Annotated in this window: 21 protein-coding genes; all 21 read right to left on the reverse strand. The window is 64.5% G+C overall.

Features of this window, described 5'->3' with window-relative positions:
* Nucleotides 1-2: 2 nt before the first annotated feature.
* Nucleotides 3-770: a flagellar biosynthetic protein FliR gene (gene fliR / locus L2Y97_RS16745; protein ID WP_247428834.1), complete on the reverse strand. Its 768-nt coding sequence runs from the start codon at nt 768-770 to the stop codon at nt 3-5.
* A complete protein-coding gene (gene fliQ, locus L2Y97_RS16750) occupies nt 770-1,039 on the reverse strand; it encodes a flagellar biosynthesis protein FliQ (protein WP_247428836.1) in 270 nt (89 codons plus the stop codon). Before fliQ ends, fliR begins: the two co-directional genes overlap by 1 nt.
* The gene (gene fliP, locus L2Y97_RS16755; protein WP_247428838.1) at nt 1,036-1,785 is read right to left on the reverse strand and encodes a flagellar type III secretion system pore protein FliP; all 750 of its coding nucleotides are present in this window, start codon (nt 1,783-1,785) and stop codon (nt 1,036-1,038) included. The genes fliQ and fliP overlap by 4 nt, the downstream gene beginning before the upstream one ends.
* Nucleotides 1,782-2,219, reverse strand: a complete 438-nt coding sequence (gene fliO, locus L2Y97_RS16760) for a flagellar biosynthetic protein FliO (protein WP_247428840.1) — start codon at nt 2,217-2,219, stop codon at nt 1,782-1,784. Before fliO ends, fliP begins: the two co-directional genes overlap by 4 nt.
* Before the next feature lie 9 nt (nt 2,220-2,228).
* Entirely contained in the window at nt 2,229-2,504 is a 276-nt protein-coding gene (fliN, locus tag L2Y97_RS16765) for a flagellar motor switch protein FliN (protein WP_211352790.1), read from the reverse strand.
* A 397-nt stretch (nt 2,505-2,901) separates the two neighbouring features.
* Nucleotides 2,902-3,918: a flagellar motor switch protein FliM gene (gene fliM, locus L2Y97_RS16770; RefSeq protein WP_247428842.1), complete on the reverse strand. Its 1,017-nt coding sequence runs from the start codon at nt 3,916-3,918 to the stop codon at nt 2,902-2,904.
* A 16-nt stretch (nt 3,919-3,934) separates the two neighbouring features.
* Nucleotides 3,935-4,426: a flagellar basal body-associated FliL family protein gene (locus tag L2Y97_RS16775; RefSeq protein WP_247428844.1), complete on the reverse strand. Its 492-nt coding sequence runs from the start codon at nt 4,424-4,426 to the stop codon at nt 3,935-3,937.
* Nucleotides 4,427-4,628: 202 nt separating this feature from the next.
* Complete coding sequence (locus tag L2Y97_RS16780) at nt 4,629-5,816, reverse strand: flagellar hook-length control protein FliK (protein WP_247428845.1); 1,188 nt, start codon at nt 5,814-5,816, stop codon at nt 4,629-4,631.
* Between the two features lie 49 nt (nt 5,817-5,865).
* Nucleotides 5,866-6,300 carry a flagellar export protein FliJ gene (fliJ, locus tag L2Y97_RS16785; protein WP_247428847.1) on the reverse strand — a complete coding sequence of 145 codons (435 nt, stop codon included), beginning with the start codon at nt 6,298-6,300 and terminating at the stop codon, nt 5,866-5,868.
* Complete coding sequence (gene fliI / locus L2Y97_RS16790) at nt 6,300-7,661, reverse strand: flagellar protein export ATPase FliI (RefSeq protein ID WP_425492777.1); 1,362 nt, start codon at nt 7,659-7,661, stop codon at nt 6,300-6,302. The genes fliJ and fliI overlap by 1 nt, the downstream gene beginning before the upstream one ends.
* On the reverse strand, nt 7,658-8,335 hold the full coding sequence (locus L2Y97_RS16795; protein WP_247428849.1) for a FliH/SctL family protein: 678 nt from the start codon (nt 8,333-8,335) through the stop codon (nt 7,658-7,660). The genes fliI and L2Y97_RS16795 overlap by 4 nt, the downstream gene beginning before the upstream one ends.
* A complete protein-coding gene (fliG, locus tag L2Y97_RS16800) occupies nt 8,335-9,324 on the reverse strand; it encodes a flagellar motor switch protein FliG (protein WP_247436858.1) in 990 nt (329 codons plus the stop codon). The genes L2Y97_RS16795 and fliG overlap by 1 nt, the downstream gene beginning before the upstream one ends.
* 13 nt (nt 9,325-9,337) lie before the next feature.
* Entirely contained in the window at nt 9,338-11,047 is a 1,710-nt protein-coding gene (fliF, locus tag L2Y97_RS16805; RefSeq protein ID WP_247428851.1) for a flagellar basal-body MS-ring/collar protein FliF, read from the reverse strand.
* A 36-nt stretch (nt 11,048-11,083) separates the two neighbouring features.
* The gene (fliE, locus tag L2Y97_RS16810) at nt 11,084-11,413 is read right to left on the reverse strand and encodes a flagellar hook-basal body complex protein FliE (RefSeq protein WP_247428853.1); all 330 of its coding nucleotides are present in this window, start codon (nt 11,411-11,413) and stop codon (nt 11,084-11,086) included.
* A gap of 70 nt (nt 11,414-11,483) precedes the next feature.
* Nucleotides 11,484-12,899, reverse strand: a complete 1,416-nt coding sequence (locus tag L2Y97_RS16815; RefSeq protein WP_247428854.1) for a sigma-54 dependent transcriptional regulator — start codon at nt 12,897-12,899, stop codon at nt 11,484-11,486.
* A 286-nt stretch (nt 12,900-13,185) separates the two neighbouring features.
* Nucleotides 13,186-13,746: a PilZ domain-containing protein gene (locus L2Y97_RS16820; protein ID WP_247428856.1), complete on the reverse strand. Its 561-nt coding sequence runs from the start codon at nt 13,744-13,746 to the stop codon at nt 13,186-13,188.
* 23 nt (nt 13,747-13,769) lie between these two features.
* On the reverse strand, nt 13,770-14,066 hold the full coding sequence (locus L2Y97_RS16825; protein WP_247428858.1) for a flagellar protein FliT: 297 nt from the start codon (nt 14,064-14,066) through the stop codon (nt 13,770-13,772).
* Nucleotides 14,063-14,479 (reverse strand): flagellar export chaperone FliS, encoded by a 417-nt coding sequence (fliS, locus tag L2Y97_RS16830; RefSeq protein WP_247428860.1) that lies wholly within the window; start codon nt 14,477-14,479, stop codon nt 14,063-14,065. The genes L2Y97_RS16825 and fliS overlap by 4 nt, the downstream gene beginning before the upstream one ends.
* A gap of 21 nt (nt 14,480-14,500) precedes the next feature.
* Nucleotides 14,501-15,859, reverse strand: a complete 1,359-nt coding sequence (gene fliD / locus L2Y97_RS16835) for a flagellar filament capping protein FliD (protein WP_247428862.1) — start codon at nt 15,857-15,859, stop codon at nt 14,501-14,503.
* A 142-nt stretch (nt 15,860-16,001) separates the two neighbouring features.
* Nucleotides 16,002-17,432: a flagellin N-terminal helical domain-containing protein gene (locus L2Y97_RS16840; protein WP_247428864.1), complete on the reverse strand. Its 1,431-nt coding sequence runs from the start codon at nt 17,430-17,432 to the stop codon at nt 16,002-16,004.
* A 453-nt stretch (nt 17,433-17,885) separates the two neighbouring features.
* Entirely contained in the window at nt 17,886-19,082 is a 1,197-nt protein-coding gene (flgL, locus tag L2Y97_RS16845) for a flagellar hook-associated protein FlgL (protein ID WP_247428866.1), read from the reverse strand.
* Nucleotides 19,083-19,084: the final 2 nt, after the last annotated feature.

Genomic DNA, 19,084 nt, shown 5'->3' on the forward strand with positions numbered 1-19,084 from the left:
GCCTACCTCCCGATGAGCTGGCGCATGGTCTCCCATGCATCCGTGGTGAGCGAATCGAAAGCGCTGGGCAGGCCGCGCAGCGCAAGCCAGACCGCGACCATGCCAAGGCAAATGGTGATCGGAAAGCCGACCGCAAACAGGTTCATGGACGGCGCCGAACGGCTGATGGCGCCAAACCCGAGATTCACGATAAGCAGCGCCGTGAGCGCGGGCAACGCGACGCGTACCGCGCCGGAGAACAGGTGGGTGGCGAACGTGAGCACGCCCCACAAGCCGTTGGTGCCCATGCCATCCCCGCCTACGGGCATGCTGCGGAAGCTCTCCGCGAGCAGGTCGATCAGTTGCAGATGCCCGTTCATCACCAGGAACAGCAGCGTGACCAGCATGGTGTAGAACTGACTGAGCACCGGCGTGGTACCGCCTACGCCGGGGTTGACCACCTCGGCGAAGCCCAGGCTCATGGCCTGCGATACGAACTGGCCGCCAAACGACACGGCTTCGAACACGAGCTTCAGGATGAAGCCCAGCGCGCCGCCGATGAGGATCTGCTGGGCAAGCGTGGCGACCCCCGCCGCGGAGAGCGGGCGGATATCCAGCGGTGCCAGCGGCGCCAGCACGATGGTCAGCATGATGGTGAGCCCCAGCCGGATCCGCGTGGGGATCATCGTGGAGCCCAGCACGGGCGCCACGAGCATCAGGCCGGAGATGCGCGCCATCGCCCAGCACGCGCCACCGACCCAACCTTCGAGCTGGCTGAGCTCGATCGGCATCAACGCACCGCCTGGGGCAGGTTTTCGATGAGCGTGCGGGTGAAATCGACCATGGTGCGCAGCATCCACGGGCCGGTGATGATGGCCACGAGCGCCATGCAGATCAGCTTCGGGATGAAGCTGAGCGTCTGCTCGTTGATCTGCGTGGCGGCCTGCACCATGCCGATGATGAGGCCCACCGCCAGCGCGGTGAGCAGGAGCGGCGCGCCAATCAGCATGGCGATATGCAGCGCCTGCTGGCCGAAAGCGATAACGGATTCGGGCGTCACTGGAAGAAGCTCCCCGCCAGGGTGCCAAGCAGCAAGGTCCAGCCGTCGACCAGCACGAACAGCATGATCTTGAACGGCAGCGAGATGATCATGGGCGAGACCATCATCATGCCCATGGACATGAGCATGGAGGCGACGACCAGATCGATGATCAGGAACGGGATGAACAGCAGGAAGCCCATCTGGAACGCGGTCTTCAGCTCGCTGGTAACGAAGGCCGGCAGCGCCACGCGGTAGGGCACGGCTTCCTTGTCGGCGTACGGCTGCTCACCGGCCAGCTTGGTGAACAGCTGGAGATCGGGTTCCCGGGTCTGCTCGAGCATGAAGTGCTTGAACGGCGCGGCGGCGGCCGGCAGCGCATCCTGCACGCTCATCTGCCCATCCATGTACGGCTTCAGGCCGGCGTCGTACGCCTTGTTCAGCACCGGCGACATGACGAACAGGGTGAGGAACAGGGACAGGCCCAGGATCACCTGGTTCGGCGGCGTGCTGTTGGTGCCCAGCGCCTGGCGCAGGAAACCCAGCACGATAATGATGCGGGTGAACGAGGTCATCATCAGCAGGATCGCCGGGAGGACCGTCAGCGCCGTCATCAGCGCCAGCATCTGGATGGATAGCGACCACTGCTGGCCGCCATTGGCGCCCGGCTGCACGTTCACCAGGGGGATGCCCGGCGGCTCGGCGGCGAAGGCGGCGTACGGGGCAAGGAGGAGGAGCAGGAACAGCCCCCACTTCAGGTACTTCATGGACGCTTCCACTGGGAAAGGATGTCGCGGAAACCGCGGGGCGCCTGGCCGTCGAGTGGCGCGGCGTCTTCCTGGACCGGGGTATCGAGGACGTGCAGCGTGCGCAGGCCACCGGTCGGCGAAGCACCCACCAGCAGCTGCGTTCCGCCCACCTCGATCAGCATCACCTTTTCCTTGATGCCCACCGGCAGCGATTCGATGACGCGGATCTTCCGGCCGCCCGGGCGGATACGGGCCTGGGCGCGGCGGCTGAGCCAGCCGACGAAGAAGATCAGCGCCACGACGCCCAGCAGGCTGATGAGGACGCGGACCAGTTCCGCCCCTGAATCGACGGCTGGCGCGGCCACCGGCGCGGCCACCGGCGCGGCCACGGGGGCTGCCAGCAGGGCGCAAGGGAGGAAGCCACCCATCAGGGCAGCGGTGATGCGGCGCATGGTCGGCCCTCAGCGGAGCTTGCGGACGCGTTCGGCCGGGCTGATCACGTCGGTCAGGCGGATGCCGAACTTCTCGTTGATCACCACCACCTCGCCATGGGCGACGAGGGTGCCGTTCACGAAGACGTCGAGCGGCTCGCCGGCAGCCCGGTCGAGTTCCACCACCGAGCCCTGGTTGAGCTGGAGGAGGTTACGGATGCTGATCTTGGTACGGCCCACTTCCATGGCCATGGTGACCGGGACATCGAGGATGACATCGAGATTGACGTCGCTGCCCAGGCCCATGTTCTTGGTGAGATCGGCGGCGCCGTCGACGGGTTCGAGGATGGTGGGTTCGTTCATGTCCGAGTATCCGGTGCGTTGCTGGGATGACGTACCCATGGAAGCAAACGGCGTGCCATGCTTTTGGCACGTGGCGGAATGACGTTTTATCTTGCTGGTTCAGCAGCTTAACGAAGGTACATATTCGGCCGGATGTCGGTCACGGCGGAAACCTGACGCTCGACGGCAGTTAGTCACCGTGACGGTCAGTTGACGTCGTAAAAACCCACCGGTGATCCGTGCGTGGTGCCGAAACAAATGTAGGAGCGCGCTTGCGCGATTGGGTGCTCGCGGCGAGCACCCAATCGCGCGCAAGCGCGCTCCTACAGGAGGGGCCGGCGCGGGGGCCGGGCAACACCAATCAGGCGGGTTCGGGGGTCGCGGTCGGCAGCGGGGCCGGCTTGACGCCCGATCGGCGCATGTGGCTTTCGAACTGCACGGCCTTGTTGCCAGCCGCGTTCGCCATGCGTCCGCGGAAAATAGGCACGTCTTCGGCAAAGACCGTCGCCAGGTCCGGCATGCTGATGGGGATGATGTCGCCCTTGCGCAGGTGAAGGAAGTCGCCGATGGTCAGGCGGGCCTCGGCCAGCATGGAGGTGACTTCGACCTCGGCGTCCAGGATTTCCTCGTGCAGGTTCTGGATCCAGCGCTCATCGCGCTCTGCCCGGTCGCTCTGCACGCCGGCATCCAGCAACTCACGGATCGGCTCCACCATGGAATACGGAAGGGTCAGGTGGATTTCACCACCGCCGCCGTCAAGCTCCACGTGGAAACGCGAGACGACCACCGTCTCGGTCGGGCTGACGATATTGGCGAACTGCGGATTGATCTCGGAATTCAGGAACTCGAACTGCATCTTCAGCACCGGCGCCCAGGCCTCGGCCATGGCGCCGAACGCCTCGGCCAGCACGATCTGGATCACGCGATTTTCTGTCGGGGTGAAATCCCGGCCTTCGATGCGCGCATGGAAACGGCCATCACCGCCGAAAAAGTTATCGATGACCGTAAATACCAGGCGCGGCTCGAACACCATGAGCGCGGTACCGCGCAGGGGCTTGATGCGCACCAGGTTCAGGTTGCTCGGCACGGCCAGCGAATGGACGTACTCGTTGAACTTGGTCATCTTCACGCCCAGCACCGAGACTTCGCACGACTTGCGCAGCACGTTGAACAGGTTGGCGCGGAAATAACGGGCGAAACGGTCATTGACCATTTCAAGGGTCGGCAGGCGCCCGCGAACAATACGGTCCTGCTGGGTGAAATCGTAATCGAGTATCGAGCCCGGGGGCGGCGGCGGCTCGAGTTCCGTTTCGACGGAACCGCCCTCCACGCCCGCCAGCAGGGCGTCGATTTCTTCCTGGGTGAGGATATCGCTCATGGCCGGACGGCTCCCGTCACTGCATGATGAAGCTGGTGAAATACAGGGCATCGACGCCCGGGCGGCCAATCTTTTCCTTCAGCACGCGCTGGACTTCCGCCAGGGCAGCCGCCTGGAGCTTCTGCTTGCCCTTCACGTCGGAAAGCGATTTCACATCCTGGGCCGAAAACAGCATGAGCAGGGCGTTGCGGATCTCCGGATCGGCCTCTTTCGCGGCGGCGATCGCTTCCGGATCGTGCGACATGACGTTGACGCCGACCTGGAGGAAGCGCAGCGCGGCCTCGTCCTGGAAGTTAACGACGAAGGCCGGATCGAGCTGCAGGTAAACGGCAGGCTTGGCCTTGGCGGCATCCGCGGCGGCCTGTTCGGCGCTCTTCGGGTGGCCGCCCTTCAGCATGAAGAAAGCACCGCCGCCGCCAGCCGCCAGCACGAGGAGCGCGACGATGATCAGCAACTTGCCCTTGCCCTTCTTCTTAACGACTTCGCCTTCTTTCTTTGCCGTGGCCATGCGGGTGAAACCTCATTGATGCGGATGCGTTGTGTGGCTGGCCCCCTGGGCCCCGCAGGTATTGTTGCAAGCGGCGTGCCATGAAGCACAGTAGGTGAGAGGCCAGCCCAACCCGCATTTCAAAGCGTTTTTCGGCCAACGGCACGTATTGACGTGGTTGGCGGAAAATTGACGCGTGACGTCATTACGTCACGCCCGTGAGTCACGCCACCTCATCCACCAGGCCGCGAGACACGCGCGAGGTAGCGGCGGTCACCAGCGTATCGGCGCCGGTTTCGGCTTGGCCGGCCGTGCCGCCCTGCCCCTGCCCCGGGTTGCCGCCATTCTGTTGCTGCGCGCCGCCCTGGTTGACCTCGGCGTTACCGAGCGAAAGGCCGTGGTGCGCCAGCATGCTGTCCAGGTTGGAGAGCGTCTGCTGCACGGCATGCACGGCCGCCGGGTGCTGCGCCATGATCGCCACGTTCACCTTGCCCCCATCGACGTTCACGCGCACATCCATGCTGCCCAGCTCTTCCGGGTGCAACTTGATGCGCGCTTCCTTCACGTCACCGGCGGCCGAACTCATCCACGAAATCTGCTCACCCAGTTCCTGGGAGAACTGCGGCGATGTGGCTGCCTGCGTGGCCTGCAACTGCACCGGGCCGTTGGCCTGGCTCGCCTGGCCTGCATGCGCGAGCGGCATGGGGCTGGCAGCCGTCAGGTCCGCGGTCTTTGCGTCATCCTTGCCCGCATGCGTCGTGGCGCCCTCGGTAGCCAACAACGTTGCGAACGGCGAGGCGGCGACTGCCGCGGTATCGCCCGCGCCCGCGGTAGCCGCAGGTAGTGCATTCAAACCGCCGTCCTTTGCGGCGGCCGCCGCATCGGCCGGTTCACCCTTGCCGCCCGTGAGGGCCGCCAGGGCTTCCGCAGGGTTGCCGGTGGCAACGCCCTTGGCAGCCCCAAGCGCCGCTGCAGCCACCTGGGTGACCTGCACCGGCACACCGATAAGCGCGAGCATGGAGGACGCCAACGATGTGTCGCCCGAGCCGTTGGTATCGTCCTTGGCGTCGGCATCGTCATCCTTATCCGTCGAGGCGTCATCGCCCTTCGTGCCCGACGCCTTGCTGGCCGGCTTATCCGCAGGGGCTTTCGCTTCGTTTTTCGTGTCCGAATCCCGATGGTTAGCCGCCGGCTTATGGGTATCGGATGCGTTGTGGGTGGCCGCCGCGGTGTGCGTCGCGGTCTGCTGATGCGTTTCCGCGCGCGCCGCGTCCAGTGCATGGTCGAAGCCATTGCGCGCCGTGGTCGCGTCGTTCGCCGACGCGCCCTGGGTCGACGCGTTTCCGGTCGACGAGGTATGCGTGGCAGCCGTGGGCCGGGCCGCGTTGAGGAGAAGCGAAGCGTTGTTCATGCGTTTGGCTCGATAGGGTCGATCGACGGGAGGCGTAGCGTGGCGCACGTCATGCCTCCCGCCTTGGGGTACGGCGGTACTGGGAGCGTTCGTCGGCTTGTTCCTGCTCCCGGCGATCCTGGGTCTTGCGTTCCTGTTCGCGATACTTTGCGGTAACCGAATCCAGTGCCTTCGCGCGGCCGCGCGCCTCGGCCCAGTCGCCACGCGCACGCTCGAGGGCGCGCTCGCGGCGCTGCACCTCACCCAACTGCTGCACGATGGCCATGTCGATCTTCTGCAGGAACTGCTGCCGGTTGAGCAGCTCGGCGACGCCTATGCCCGAAGGCATCTCGGCGTATTCATTACGGTAGCGGCGTAATTCCGCGAGCTGCTGCTCGGCATCGGCCACGGCGCGCTGCTGCACGGCCAATGCACGCGTCGCCTCCTCCGCCTTCTCCGCGGCAAGGTCCACGACGGGCTGCAGGCGGTCGGCACGGGACGGCATCAGCTGGCCTTCGCGGCGTCGACAAGGCCGGCTTCGGCCTCATCGAGGTAAACAGGGACATCGGTTTCCTGCTGCAGGAAGGCTGACAACCTGGGGTAAAGCGCGATGGCCTCGTCGGTCCGCGGATCGCTGCCCTGCTTGTAGGCGCCCACGGCGATGAGGTCGCGTTGCTGGCGATACGCCGAATACACCTGGCGGAAACGTTGCGCCGCACGCATGTGATCCTTGCTCACCACCGAGTGCATCACGCGGCTGATCGACGCTTCGATATCGATGGCCGGGTAATGCCCCGCCTCGGCCAGATCGCGCGAGAGCACGATGTGGCCGTCGAGAATCGCGCGCGCAGAGTCGGCGATCGGATCGTGCCGGTAATCGTCGCCCTCGGTAAGCACGGTGTAGAACGCGGTGATCGAACCGCGGCCTTGCGCATCGTTTCCCGCACGCTCGACCAGCGCGGGCAGCATGGCGAACACGGACGGCGGATAACCCTTGGTGGCCGGCGGCTCGCCGATGGCGAGTGCGATCTCACGCTGGGCCTGGGCGTAGCGGGTCAGCGAATCCATCAGGAGCAGCACTTTCAGGCCCTGGTCGCGGAAATGCTCCGCTACCGCGGTGGCCACCTGGGCGCCCCGCAAACGCGAAAGTGGCGGCGCATCGGCGGGCGCGGCAATGACCACGGCGCGGCGACGGCCCTCTTCACCCAGCGTGTGGTCGACGAATTCCTTGACTTCGCGGCCACGCTCGCCGATCAGGCCCACCACGACCACGTCAGCGTTGGTGAAGCGCGTCATCATGCCCATGAGCGTGGATTTGCCCACGCCCGAGCCTGCGAACAAGCCAATACGCTGGCCTCGCCCTACGGTGAGCAGCGAATTGATGGCGCGAACGCCGGTATCGAGCGGCGTATCGATGGGCTGGCGCAGCATGGGGTTGATCGGATCCCGGCGCAGCGGCGCACGGTCACGCGCAAGCAGCGGGCCCATGCCATCCAGCGGCACACCATCCGGGCCGATGACCCGGCCCAGCAGCGAGTCCCCCACGGGGATACCGGAGACAGAGGCGACTGGCGTCACCCGGGCGTTCGGGAGCACGCCGTGCATCTCGCCCGTGGGCATCAGCAACAGGCGGCCATCGGAAAACCCCACCACCTCGGTTTCCAGCTGCTTGCCATCGGCACCGGCCACCATGCAACGCGAGCCTACAGGGGCCTCGCAGCCCACGGCCTCGAGCGTAAGGCCCACCACGCGGCGCAGCTTACCCTCCGCCTGCAACGGGCGAACCCGCTCGACGTTTGCGCGCTGCACGGCCAGTGCATCGCGCCAGTGCGCGGTACGGGTGGCCTTGTGATTCTCGGCGTTCACGGTGAAACAACCTCGCCCGCCTCATCGCCTTCGGCATCATCGGCGATCTGCCCGGTGAGAACGCTATCGATCACGGCCACCAGGCGGGTGCGCACGCGTGCATCGAGCCGCGAGTGCTCGCTTTCCAGACGTACATCGCCGCGCTCGAGCGCAGCGTCGTCAACGATGCTGCCTTCGTGATCCACCGCGGAGCGGTGCTCGCGAACCAGCGCGGCATCGGCCGGGTTCAGGTGGATTTTCAGGTGGCGCGAACCCGCCGGCAGCACGTCAACGGCCTGGTGCACCACATCAAGGATTTTTTCGGGGCGGGTTGCAATGTCGTAGCCCAGCACGCGCTCGGCAATAAGCGTCGCTAGCGCGGCCAGATCGCCTGCCACATCGTTATCAAGTTCCGCGAACGGGCGCTCTACGGCGGCAAACAGCGCATCCAGGCGCGCGACGTGCGCGGCAAGCTCGCGCTTGGCCATCGCCCGGCCTTCATTCAGGCCCGCGTTGAAACCCTCTTCGCGCGCCTGGCGCTCGATGGCTTCGATTTCGGCAACCGTCGGGCGATGGGGGACATCGTCTTCCTCGGCCTCATCCGCATGCTGCACCGGTACGCCCCCGACAACGGGCAGCTCCCAGCGCTCGAACTGGTCGACGCGTTCACGCGAGAGGATAGAGGTAAGGCTCATCAGACGAATTCTTCCCCGCCGCCAGCGAGATTGATCTGGCCCGCATCAGCCAGGCGGCGCGCGGTAGCCAGCACTTCTTTCTGCGCCGCATCCACTTCGGACAGGCGTACGGGGCCCTTCACTTCCAGGTCGTCGCGCAACATATCCGCGGCGCGCTTGGACATGTTGGCGAAGATCTTTTCACGGATTGCCGCATCGGCGCCCTTCAGCGCGGTAATGAGGCGCGCCGACGGCACTTCACGCAGGAGCACCTGCATGCTGCGGTCATCCAGTTCAGCCAGGTCATCGAAGACGAACATGAGTTCTTCGATGCGATCGCCCAGGCCGGTATCAATGCCACGGATCGAGCTCATCAGCTCGGCCTCGCGCGAGGTTTCCATCGCGTTGAGGATATCGGCCGCTGCCTTGAGGCCACCGACCGTCGCCGACTTCAGCTTGTTCGAGTTGCCGGAGAACTGGCGTTCCATGATCTCATCGAGTTCATTCAGCGCATGCGGCTGCACGCCATCGAGCGTGGCGATACGCATCACCACGTCGCTGCGCGTACGTGCCGGCAGGTACCCGATCACTTCCGCGGCCTGGTCAGGCTCGAGGTGCGCCAGCACCAGGGCGATGATCTGCGGGTGTTCCTGGCTGATCATTTCGCCAATGGCGCGGCTTTCCATCCACTTCAACGACTCCAGACCCTTGCTGCTGCGACCCAGGAGAATGCGGTCGATAAGGCCGCCCGCTTTGTTCTCGCCCAGGGCGTTCACCAGGATCCGGCGAATGTAATCTTCGGTACCCACGCCAATGGCGGTGTGCTGGCCCACGTCTTCCTGGAGCTTGGTGAGGACGACCTCCACTTGCTCCTTCGAGACGTTCTTCAGCTGCGCCATGGCGGTACCCACCGCCTGCACATCACGCGCACCGAGGTGCTTGAGGATGTTGGCGGCGTCTTCCTCACCCAGGGTGAGTAGAAGGATCGCGGCCTTCTGTGCGCCCGTCAGGGCCTCTTTGGACTCAGCCGCCATCGTCGGACACCCAGCTCTTCACGACCTGTGCTACCTGCTTCGGATTCTCGGCCGCCATCCGCTTGGCAAGGCCGACTTTCTGTTCGTACGCCAGCAGCGCCGGTGCGCCGAGCTGGACCTGGGAAGCGATATGCGAGCGATCCGGCGTCATGTCATCGTCATCGACCATGACCGAAACCGTCGGCATGGGGCCGGCGAGTGCCATGCCCTGCTCCGTCGACGGCGCGGGCTTGAGCAGGCCCTTCAGCATGGGGCGCAGCACGAAGAAGCCGACGATGAGGGCGACCATGACACCGAGGCCCTGCTTGATCAGATCGAGCATGCCGGGGCGTTCCCAGAAGGCGGGGCCCTGCGGCGCCTCTTCGGCGGCAACGCCATGGAACGGCTCGTTGATCACGCTGACGCTATCGCCACGCTCCGCGCTGAAGCCCACGGCATTCTTGGTGAGTTCGGTGAGGCGCTGCAGTTCTTCCGGAGTGAACGGAACGCTTTTCGTCTTGCCGTCCTTGTCCGGAACGGTTTTGTTATCGACCACCACGGCGACCGTGAGGCGGGCGACCTTGCCGGCTGGATCGGTCACGTGGCTGACGGTGCGGTCCAGTTCGAAATTGCGCGTCGCGCTTTCGGTTTTCTGGCTGGGCGTCTGTACTGTCTGCGTGGTGGCTGCCTGCCCCGGCGCCGCTGGCTTGCCGGCATTGGGGTTCGCCGCGGTCGGGTTACCACCCGCGTTCGGCGGCTGGTTACTCAGCGCGCCAGGCACGCCACCATTCGCTGCCGGATCGGTGCGCGTATCGCTGCTGGTCTGCTCGCTGCGCAGCGCCGGGTTATCGTGGTTGAAGGTCTCACTGGCCTTCTCCGTCGAGGAGAAGTCGAGATCGGCGAACACCTGCGCGCGGACCTTTCCCGCACCGACCAACGGCGCGAGCAGATCTTCGACGCGCTGCGTGTACGTGGCTTCAATGCGGTTCGACAGCCGCAGGCGGTTATCGCCGATGGCGGCCGGGCTATCCGGATCGTTCTGCGTGAGCAGGCTGCCGCCCTGGTCGATGACCGAGACGTTGCGGGTATCAAGCTCGGGTACGCTGGCCGCGACAAGGTGCACGATTGCGGCCACCTGACCCTGGTCGAGCGTGCGCCCCGGGTAAAGCGTGACGACGACCGATGCGCTGGCCGGCTTGTTGTCGCGAATAAAGGCCGACGGCTTCGGCAGCGCCAGATGCACGCGCGCCGCACGCACCGACTGCAACCCCGCGATGGTGTTGCCAAGATCGGCTTCGAGCGCCGACTGGTAACGCGAGCGCTCGGCCATGTCGCTCATGCCGAACGGCGAATCGGCCTGCGGCTGCGCACTGGCGGTGCCCTGCGGCAAGCCCTGGCCAGCCAGCTTCAGCCGCACGGCAGCCACATCGGCCGCAGGAACAAAGATGGAGCTGCCATCCGTGCTGAGGGTATACGGCTCGTTCTGGGTCTGCAGGGCCTGGGTGACCGCCGCCGCATCCTTCTGTTCCAGGCCGCCGTACAGCAGCCCGTAGTTGGGGGCACGCGACCACATGACCGCGGCAATACCGATAGCCACCGCACCCGCGATGCCAGCCAGCATGAACAGCTGGCGCGCGGCCGGCGTCTGCGCAAGCGACTTCAGCGAGTGCATGCGCGATGCCGAGCTGGTGTCCGTGGTGGCGACGCCGTTATCAGCCATGGTGTGGGTTCAGTCCTGTGAGTCGGGTCACGTCGATCAGATCGACATGTTCATGATTTCTTTGTACGCATCGACCATCTTGTTGCGCACTTCGGTCATGGCGCGGAACGAGAGATCGGCTTTCTGGCCCTGGATCATGACCTGGGCGAGATCGATGCCCGGGTCACCGCGCTCAAACGCGGCGGAAAGTTGACCCGCCTTCTGCTGTGTTTCGTTGACGCTGTTGATCGACTGCTTGAGCAGATCGCCAAAAGCGCCCTTCTGCGCCGGGGCGGCTTCGCCCACGCCGCGAATAGCGGGCATTTCGGTTTGCGCACTGATGCGGCGCATCTGAAGCAGCAGGCTGTTGACGTCGATCGTGGTCATGACGGTTTTCCAACGCGTAATCGTCTTACCGACACTTCAAGCACGACCCATGCCAACCAGCCGGAGGGTATCAACCGGCCTGCGCGGCCTCGGAAAGGCCGTATTTGCGCAGCTTCTCGACCAGCGTGGTGCGCTGGACGCGCAGCAGCTTGGCGGCATGGGCCACCACACCATTGGCCGAATCGAGCGCCTGGCGGATGAGGCCGATCTCGATACCGGCAAGGTGATCCTTCAGGTCGAGGCCGCCCTGCGGCAGCACCGACGGGTCGCCTTCACCGCCATAGCGGAACGTCTCGGTGATTTCCGGCTCGGCTTCCATCATGGCGATGAGGGCCGCCCCCGATACTTCCTCAACCGGCGTGGCACCGCGGTACTTTTCCGGCAGGTCGGCGGCGCGAACGTCACCCTGGGGCATGAGGATGGCCATGCGCTCGACCAGGTTGGACAGTTCCCGCACGTTGCCCGGCCACGGGTGCTGGCACAGCGCGTTCATGGCGCTGGGGGTAAAGCGCACCGACGACAGGCCACGCTGGACCAGGCGCTGGTTGAATTCGGCAATAAGCGCCGGCAGGTCTTCCAGGCGCTGGCGCAGCGGCGGCATTTCCAGCGGGAACACCGACAAGCGGTAGAAAAGATCTTCGCGGAACGTGCCACGCTCGATCGAACCCTCGAGATCGCGGTGGGTGGCGGCGATGATGCGAACGTCGCAACGCTGCGCACGGTTGCCGCCCACACGCTCGAACACACGCTCCTGCAGGACGCGCAGCAGCTTCACCTGCATGGGCAGGCTCATGTCGCCGATTTCGTCCAGGAACAGCGTGCCGCCTTCGGCCAGCTCGAAGCGGCCCTTGCGCGAGCTGATCGCGCCGGTGAACGCGCCCTTCTCGTGGCCAAACAGTTCACTTTCGAGCAACTCGGCCGGAATGGCGCCGCAGTTGATGGCGACGAACGGCTTATCGCGGCGCGGCGAGCAATCGTGGATGGTACGGGCGACCAGCTCCTTGCCGCTGCCGGATTCACCCAGCACCAGTACGCTGGAATCGAACGGGGCCACCTGGCGGATGAGCGAGTTCACCCGCTGCATCGGGCCCGACTGGCCGACGAAGCGCAGGTTGGAGACCGGCGTCTGCACCTTCGACTGCAGGGTGCGCAGCGCTTCGGACAGGCGCTCGTAGCGCAGCGGCATATCGATCAGTTCGACATTCTGGTTGGTGTCGTCGGCGATCAGCGAGGTGGCGATCGGCGAATCGGCGGCCACCAGCATGGGCAGTTCGCGAGCCTGGCGGCCCAGCGGGGCCAGGAAGCCTTCCAGCTCCGCTTCGTCATCGACGGTGCCGACGTAGGCACCACGCCACGCCTCGCCCGCATCGGCCGCGTGCATGCGGTTGGCGAGCACCGGGCGGTAACCGAGGAAGGCCAGCGCGGAGCCGATGGCATCGGCGCGGGACGGGTCGGATTCGACGACGAGAAAGTTGGACGACTTCACCGGATATACCTCGCGTAGAGAAGGGTCGAAGGCCCCTGGGGCGGGTCCGTGTTGGAAACCCGTCGCCTTCGTTGCAAGGTATCAATCAAGGAGCGTGCCAACGTCGGAATTCCGACGGAAGTTGGCTGAAAACCGTGTCAGGGAACGCACTCTGGCCGTGTAGGGAAAACCTTTTCGGCAACGTGTGAAAGCGCGAAAGTGAGCGTCAGTGTCAATGCTGACGACACGCGTCACGAATGTGACGCAGGAAGACACGCGACGTTCTTACGTCACGTGACGTAAAAGGTCACCCTTGGGCAGCGTGGGCCCGGGCCTCGGCCACCTGGCGGCGATGCTGCCGAAAAACCAGCCTTTCTATCTCGTCACGGACCGGCTCGGAGAGGCCCTCGAAGGCCACGAAGCCCTTGCCGTCCAAGGGCCCGGCCTGGCGGATGCCCGGTAGCTCAAGAGGGAGCGCCCGGACCACGTCAAAGTGGAGTTTCAGCAGAACCGGCTGGCCGACCGGCGGCAGCCCCTCCCAGGGCAGGACCGCCCCGAGGCCGTTGAAGCGCAAGGAAATGCGCGGCGGCAGGGCCGACTGGGGCAATAAAAGGCGATTCACGATTTCCATCAGGACGTTGAGCTTGGCGTCCAGCCTGGCCACTTCCTGGCTGAGGGCATTGTCGTCCTCGCCGATATCCACGCGGCGGTCCATCAGGGCGGCGACGGCCACCAGGACGTTGGCGTTACGGTCGTTGATGGAGGCCAGCGCGGCCGCAGCCGGGGGTGCGGCGGGCTCACACGTAGCGTGAAACCGGCCATCCCAGGTCACACGTTCGGAAAATGTCTTCCACGCTACATCGCTCATGGGCCCGCCCCCGTTTGGGAAGATCAGAACGAAGTATACGCAGCGACTGCCTTACGGACCCGGCGCCCGGCATCGAGGGCCAGCGCCGTCTCGTCGCGTGCGGCGGAGACCAGATCCTTGATGAGGTTATCCATCAGCATGATGGACTTGAGTGACTCCAGGGTTTCCGGGGCTGGGCGCATGGTGCCGGCGCGAAGCACGGGGTCCCGCTCAGCATCCAGTTCGGTGAGGTCGTCCCAGCGCCCTTCGGAAGCGGCGTGATGCATGGCCTCCGTGAGCGAAAGGACCCGATCGAGGTCACAGAAAGCGACGGTGTTCATGCCCCTGCCCCTACCGCCTGGCGATCTTCCGCCGGAATGGCTACCCAGCTATCACGAACCTGGCCAAGCAACGTCGCCACTTCCTCCAGGGCCAGCGTATCGGCATGGAGGTTGGCGAACAGCAGGCGGCGGCTCATGTAGTCATACAGCGCATCGAGGCGCTCGACCAGCGTGGTCTCGATATCGTGGTTCAGGGCGGCCTGCAGGCCACCGATGATTTCGATGGCCTTGGAGATGGCTTCGCCGCGCGAAGCAACGTTGCCGGTGGCGATGCACGCGACTGCCAGGCGGATGCGCTCGAGGGCGCCATCCATCAGGAGGGTGATCAGGCCGTGCGCGTCAGCGGATTCGATGCCGCCGCCGGTGCGGATCTGCTGGTAGGCGCCTGCGCCGCGGGAGTATCCCAGTGCCATGTCTTATCGTTCCTGCCTGGCTTACTTGTTCGAGTTGTTCAGCGAATCGAACTGCTGCTGGAGATAGCTGCTGGTGCTGCTGAGCTTGGTCATCATGGTGTCCAGCGCCGTGTACTGCGTCGTGAGCCGCGTGGTGTAGTCCTGCATCGTCACGTCGTAGTCCGACTGCTGCTGCGCAATGTCCTTCGCCTTCTGATTCAGGTTGGCGGTGCGCTGGGTGAGGATGCCCGAGCTGGAGGTCCAGCTCGTAATGAGTTTGTCGAGCTTCGGCGCAATGCCGTTATCGCCACTAAGCAGGTTCTGGGTCTCCTTGGGATTGGAGGCCATGAACTTGGTCAGCTTGCTGGAATCGAAGGCCAGGGTGCCATCGACCTGGAACGACACGCCCAGGTCGCTCAGCGAACTGGGGCCGCCGTTGGACGAAACGCCCTGCCCGCCCAGCAGGTTGGTGACCTGGCTCTTCAGCGACATGACCGTGGCGTCGCCGATGAGGGCGCCGACCTGGTTATTGGTCGAGTCGTACTTGGTCAGGGTCTGGTAGGTGGAGACAAACGAGTTATACGCCGTGACCAGGCTCTGCATGGCCGTGGTCACCGCCGAGGTGTCGTTGGTGATGCTGACGCTGCTGCTGCCTTCCTTGGTCAGCGTGAGGGTCACGCCATCGAGGGCGGACGCGACCGTGTTCGTGGCACTGGTCACATCCGTGCCGTCGATCGTGAACTCGGCGTCCTGAGCCTTGGTCGTCGGGGTTCCCGTCGCAGGGTCGAAGGCCAGCTGCGAAAGGCCACCATCGCCGCCGCTCGCGGTGACCGTGAAGGCATTGGCCGCACCGGTCGACGTGGAGTTCAGCACGAGGTGCGCACCGTCCTTACCCGTCACGATACTGGCCGAGACGCCCGGGTTATCCGATGCTTTGTTGATCTTGTCGCGGATATCCTGGAGCGAGTTGCCCGTGGTGCCGATGTCCAGGCTCATGGACTTGCCGCCGACCGAAATGGTCAGCGTGCCGCTGCCCACGGCGGCTGTGGAGCTGGAAATGGCGCTTGACGTCGTTTTCTGGGCCGTGGCGAGCTTGCTCACCACGATGTTGTAGTTGCCGGGCACCGCCGTGTCGTCGGCAGAGGCAGAGAGAATGGTGGAGTCGCCCACCGAGGTTTTCTGCGTGGTGAACGCGGAACCATCGGTCAGCGCCTTGATGGCGCTCTGCAGGCTGGTCAGCGACGACGTGAAGTTGCCGATGGCCGAAATCTGGGTGGTGTTGGTGGTGCTGGCGTCGGAAAGCTGCTTGTCTTTCGCTGCGCGCTTGTTCGCCACGAGGTTGGAAACGATCGACGCTACGTCGATCGAGCTGGAACCCAGGGTGATCGGATTGGTGGACACGAGACTCTCCTTAGAAGACGCCTCACTGCCCTGGGCGCCAATTTGCCGACGGGTGACCCTGCGCGCAGGGCCACCCGGGGCAACTTAAGCAATTACCCTGCCAACCCCGGGATCACTCCCGGGGAGGCGGAGCTCCGGGCGATTAGCCGAGGAGCTTGGTCACGATCTGCTGCGAGGAGTTCGCGGTGGCGAGCACCGAGACGCCAGCCTGCTGCAGGATCTGCGCCGAGGACATGTTCGCGGTTTCCTGGGCGAAGTCGGCGTCGGTGATGGCCGACTTCGACGAGGTCAGGTTCTGCGAGATGTTCTGCAGGTTCGAGATGGTCGACTCGAAGCGGTTCTGCACGGCGCCGAGCTGCGAACGCAGGTCCGATACCGACTGCAGGGCCGCATCGATGCGGTTGATGGTGGCGTTGGCGCCGTCAACCGTCTTGATGTTCGAGTCGGCCAGGGTCGTATTGTCGTCCACGGCGTAGGTCGTCGAGGTGGTCGGGAAGCCAAGGGTGGCGGCGCCGGTGCCCGTCGTAGCCTTGACCGTGATGGCCTGGGCGGACGAGAACTTCAGCGAGCCGTCCTGTGCAACGTAGGCGTTGATGCCCTTGCCCGACTGCGAGTTGATCGCATCGGCCACGTCCTGCATGGACTTGAACGAACCTTCGATGTCGAGCGAGGTGCCACCGACGCTGAGCGACAGGTCACCCTTCGCCAGGGTGATCGACGTCGCCGTGCCGGCGACTGCCTTGGTCGAGACGGCCGCGGCGGGGGTAGCACTCGCCGTGTAGTCGGTGATGCCAAGAGCCGTCTTGGCTGTGCCAGCGAACGTGATGTCGTCGGTCGTGCCGCCCAACACCGAGAGCTCGCCCGTGGTGCTGTCGACCGTAGCCACGCTGGAGCCGGCCGCCGTGTTGATCGCCGCGGCAAGATCCGAAACGCTGTTGTACTGGCCGGCGGCGACATTGACCGCAGTGCCGGCGGTGCCGACCTTGACCGTCAGGTCACCCGCTTTCAGGTCCAGGCCGGTCGGGAAGGTCGCCTTGGCGAGCGAACCGGTGGCCAGCTGGCCAACCTGCGACGCCTTCATGCCCTTGTCCAGGCCGACATTGATGACTTCACCGACGTTCGCACCGACCTGGAAGCTCAGGTTCTGGGCCGAGCCGTCCAGCACCTTCATGCCGTTGAAGTTGGTCTGCGTGGCGATACGGGTCACTTCCGACAGGCGCTGCTGCACTTCGGAATCGAGGGCGGCGCGGTCGCTGTCCGAGTTGGAAGCGTTGGTGGACTGCACGGCCAGCTCGCGGATGCGCTGCAGGTTGTTCGTGACTTCGTCCAGGGCCGACTCGGTGGTCTGCGACAGCGAGATACCGTCGTTGGCGTTCTGCACCGCGCGGTTCAGGCCGTTGATCTGGGTGGTCATGCGGGTCGAAATGGCGAGGCCGGCGGCGTCGTCCTTCGCGCTGTTGATGCGGTTACCCGACGACAGGCGCTCGATGGCCGAAGCCAGCTTGGTCTGCGAGGTGTTCAGGTTGCGCTGAGCATTCAGCGACATGATGTTGGTGTTGATGGTCAGAGACATCGTTTTGATCCTTTGGTAGCGGAACCGAATTGCCGGAGTAGGTGCGGCGTATTCCGGCGGGGTTCCGATAGGGAAGCCTTCCGCCTCAGAGAGGTTTACGGCACGCCGGGAGGAAACTTGAGAACTTTTTCTACCTGTCAACAGTTATTTTTTGACGGGGCAGTGAAAGGAGCTCTGCCCAGCCACTGTCGAGGGAGGTATCGGCACTTTCGCGCCGGGGTTTAGGCCCATTTTTCGCTTCCTTGTGTGGAAATCCGGCCAGAGGCTCCTGGCCGGCAACCGTGCCGTTGGTGGAAAAGGTCAACCCAAGGTGTCGCAAGAAACCGTGGCGTGGTGGCGACCGCCCGGCAAAACCATCCTTAGTGAACGTCTAACGCGTTCTGACTTTCGGAGCCCTGTAGGAGCGCGCTTGCGCGTGATCGCGCGCAAGCGCGCCCCTACAGCGCCGTCGAATTACTTGAGGTAATTGAAGAGCGAAAGGTTCTGCATCTTTACGTATGCCTGCTGCGCGGCATCGAGTGCCGTCTGCTGCTGTGAGAACTTGCTCGCGGCGCTGGCGTAATCGAGATCTTGCAGATCGGACAGCGTGCTGTCGTACTGCAGCTTCATGTCCGAGCCCAGGCTGGTTTGCTGATCGAGCGTATTCATGCGCGCGCCAATTTGCGTGCGCGTATCGAGGAAACTTCCTGCCGCCTGATCAAGGTTCTGCAGCTGCGCATTCACGGCGTTATTCATCGCTGCACCACCGCCTGGCGTTTCAAAAGCGGTGATAAGGCCAGCGACGGTCGAGAACACATCCTGCGACGACGATGGCGTGACGGAGAACGTATCGCCCGCGGCAGGTGAGCCCGTCAGGTTGATCTGCGCGCCATTGAAATTGATGACGCCAGACGTACCCGTGTAGGTCCCGGTGCTGACGGCCGGGCCCGTCGGGTCAGCGGCGTCATGGATCTCGTAATTATTCGCGTCGGTGAATGTGATGGTGTAACTGCCACCGGTCCACGCGGATGTATCGGTGACGGACGTAGCACCCACGACACCGGTACCGGTGTTGGCGGTGCCCGCCGCCGTCTGGAATGTGCCGTTACCGCCCTTGATCGACATGAACACGTCATCGCCACTGTCGCCAGTGGCCACCTGCAGGCCGGCGCCAGCAGCAACCATGCGCTGCCCCTGGTCGCCCGAATACGACACGCCCAGTCCCGACTGCGTGAACGGCTGCGAGGATGTGAGGTTGCCAGCAAAAATGTATTCGCCCTGCCCATCCTTCGTGTTCGCCAACGCCACCAGCTGCTGAAGGTTCTGTCGCATTTCCGTCGCGATGGATTTACGCGATTCGTCGGTCTGCGTGCCGTTGGTACCTTGCAACGCGAGCGTCCGGATACGATCCAGGATATCCGAGGCATTCGACAAAGACTGCTCTTCCACCGACAGGCGCGTATTGGCCATGTTGATGTTTCGCGTGTACTGGTCGTTCTGCGCGCTGGCCGAGCTTACGTCGACTGCGCGTGCGGCGGCAGCAGGGTTGTCCGATGGCGACTGGATCGCCTTGCCGTTGCCCAGGGCGAGCTGTGTCTGCGACAGCTCGTACTGCCGGTTCAGCATCTGGTTGACGGACTGCTGCTGCTGCCAGGTCGTGGAAATACGCATGA

Origin of the sequence: Luteibacter aegosomatissinici (assembly GCF_023078495.1) — a bacterium.
Lineage (GTDB): Bacteria > Pseudomonadota > Gammaproteobacteria > Xanthomonadales > Rhodanobacteraceae > Luteibacter > Luteibacter aegosomatissinici.

Excerpts from the sequence above, each read along its gene's own strand:
- fliR (WP_247428834.1), bottom strand. The coding sequence starts at position 770 with ATGCCGATCGAGCTCAGCCAGCTCGAAGGTTGGGTCGGTGGCGCGTGC.
- fliP (WP_247428838.1), bottom strand. The coding sequence starts at position 1,785 with ATGAAGTACCTGAAGTGGGGGCTGTTCCTGCTCCTCCTCCTTGCCCCG.
- fliO (WP_247428840.1), bottom strand. The coding sequence starts at position 2,219 with ATGCGCCGCATCACCGCTGCCCTGATGGGTGGCTTCCTCCCTTGCGCC.
- fliN (WP_211352790.1), bottom strand. The coding sequence starts at position 2,504 with ATGGGCCTGGGCAGCGACGTCAATCTCGATGTCATCCTCGATGTCCCG.
- fliM (WP_247428842.1), bottom strand. The coding sequence starts at position 3,918 with ATGAGCGATATCCTCACCCAGGAAGAAATCGACGCCCTGCTGGCGGGC.
- L2Y97_RS16775 (WP_247428844.1), bottom strand. The coding sequence starts at position 4,426 with ATGGCCACGGCAAAGAAAGAAGGCGAAGTCGTTAAGAAGAAGGGCAAG.
- L2Y97_RS16780 (WP_247428845.1), bottom strand. The coding sequence starts at position 5,816 with ATGAACAACGCTTCGCTTCTCCTCAACGCGGCCCGGCCCACGGCTGCC.
- fliJ (WP_247428847.1), bottom strand. The coding sequence starts at position 6,300 with ATGCCGTCCCGTGCCGACCGCCTGCAGCCCGTCGTGGACCTTGCCGCG.
- L2Y97_RS16795 (WP_247428849.1), bottom strand. The coding sequence starts at position 8,335 with ATGAGCCTTACCTCTATCCTCTCGCGTGAACGCGTCGACCAGTTCGAG.
- fliF (WP_247428851.1), bottom strand. The coding sequence starts at position 11,047 with ATGGCTGATAACGGCGTCGCCACCACGGACACCAGCTCGGCATCGCGC.
- fliE (WP_247428853.1), bottom strand. The coding sequence starts at position 11,413 with ATGACCACGATCGACGTCAACAGCCTGCTGCTTCAGATGCGCCGCATC.
- L2Y97_RS16820 (WP_247428856.1), bottom strand. The coding sequence starts at position 13,746 with ATGAGCGATGTAGCGTGGAAGACATTTTCCGAACGTGTGACCTGGGAT.
- L2Y97_RS16825 (WP_247428858.1), bottom strand. The coding sequence starts at position 14,066 with ATGAACACCGTCGCTTTCTGTGACCTCGATCGGGTCCTTTCGCTCACG.
- fliS (WP_247428860.1), bottom strand. The coding sequence starts at position 14,479 with ATGGCACTGGGATACTCCCGCGGCGCAGGCGCCTACCAGCAGATCCGC.
- L2Y97_RS16840 (WP_247428864.1), bottom strand. The coding sequence starts at position 17,432 with ATGTCTCTGACCATCAACACCAACATCATGTCGCTGAATGCTCAGCGC.
- flgL (WP_247428866.1), bottom strand. The coding sequence starts at position 19,082 with ATGCGTATTTCCACGACCTGGCAGCAGCAGCAGTCCGTCAACCAGATG.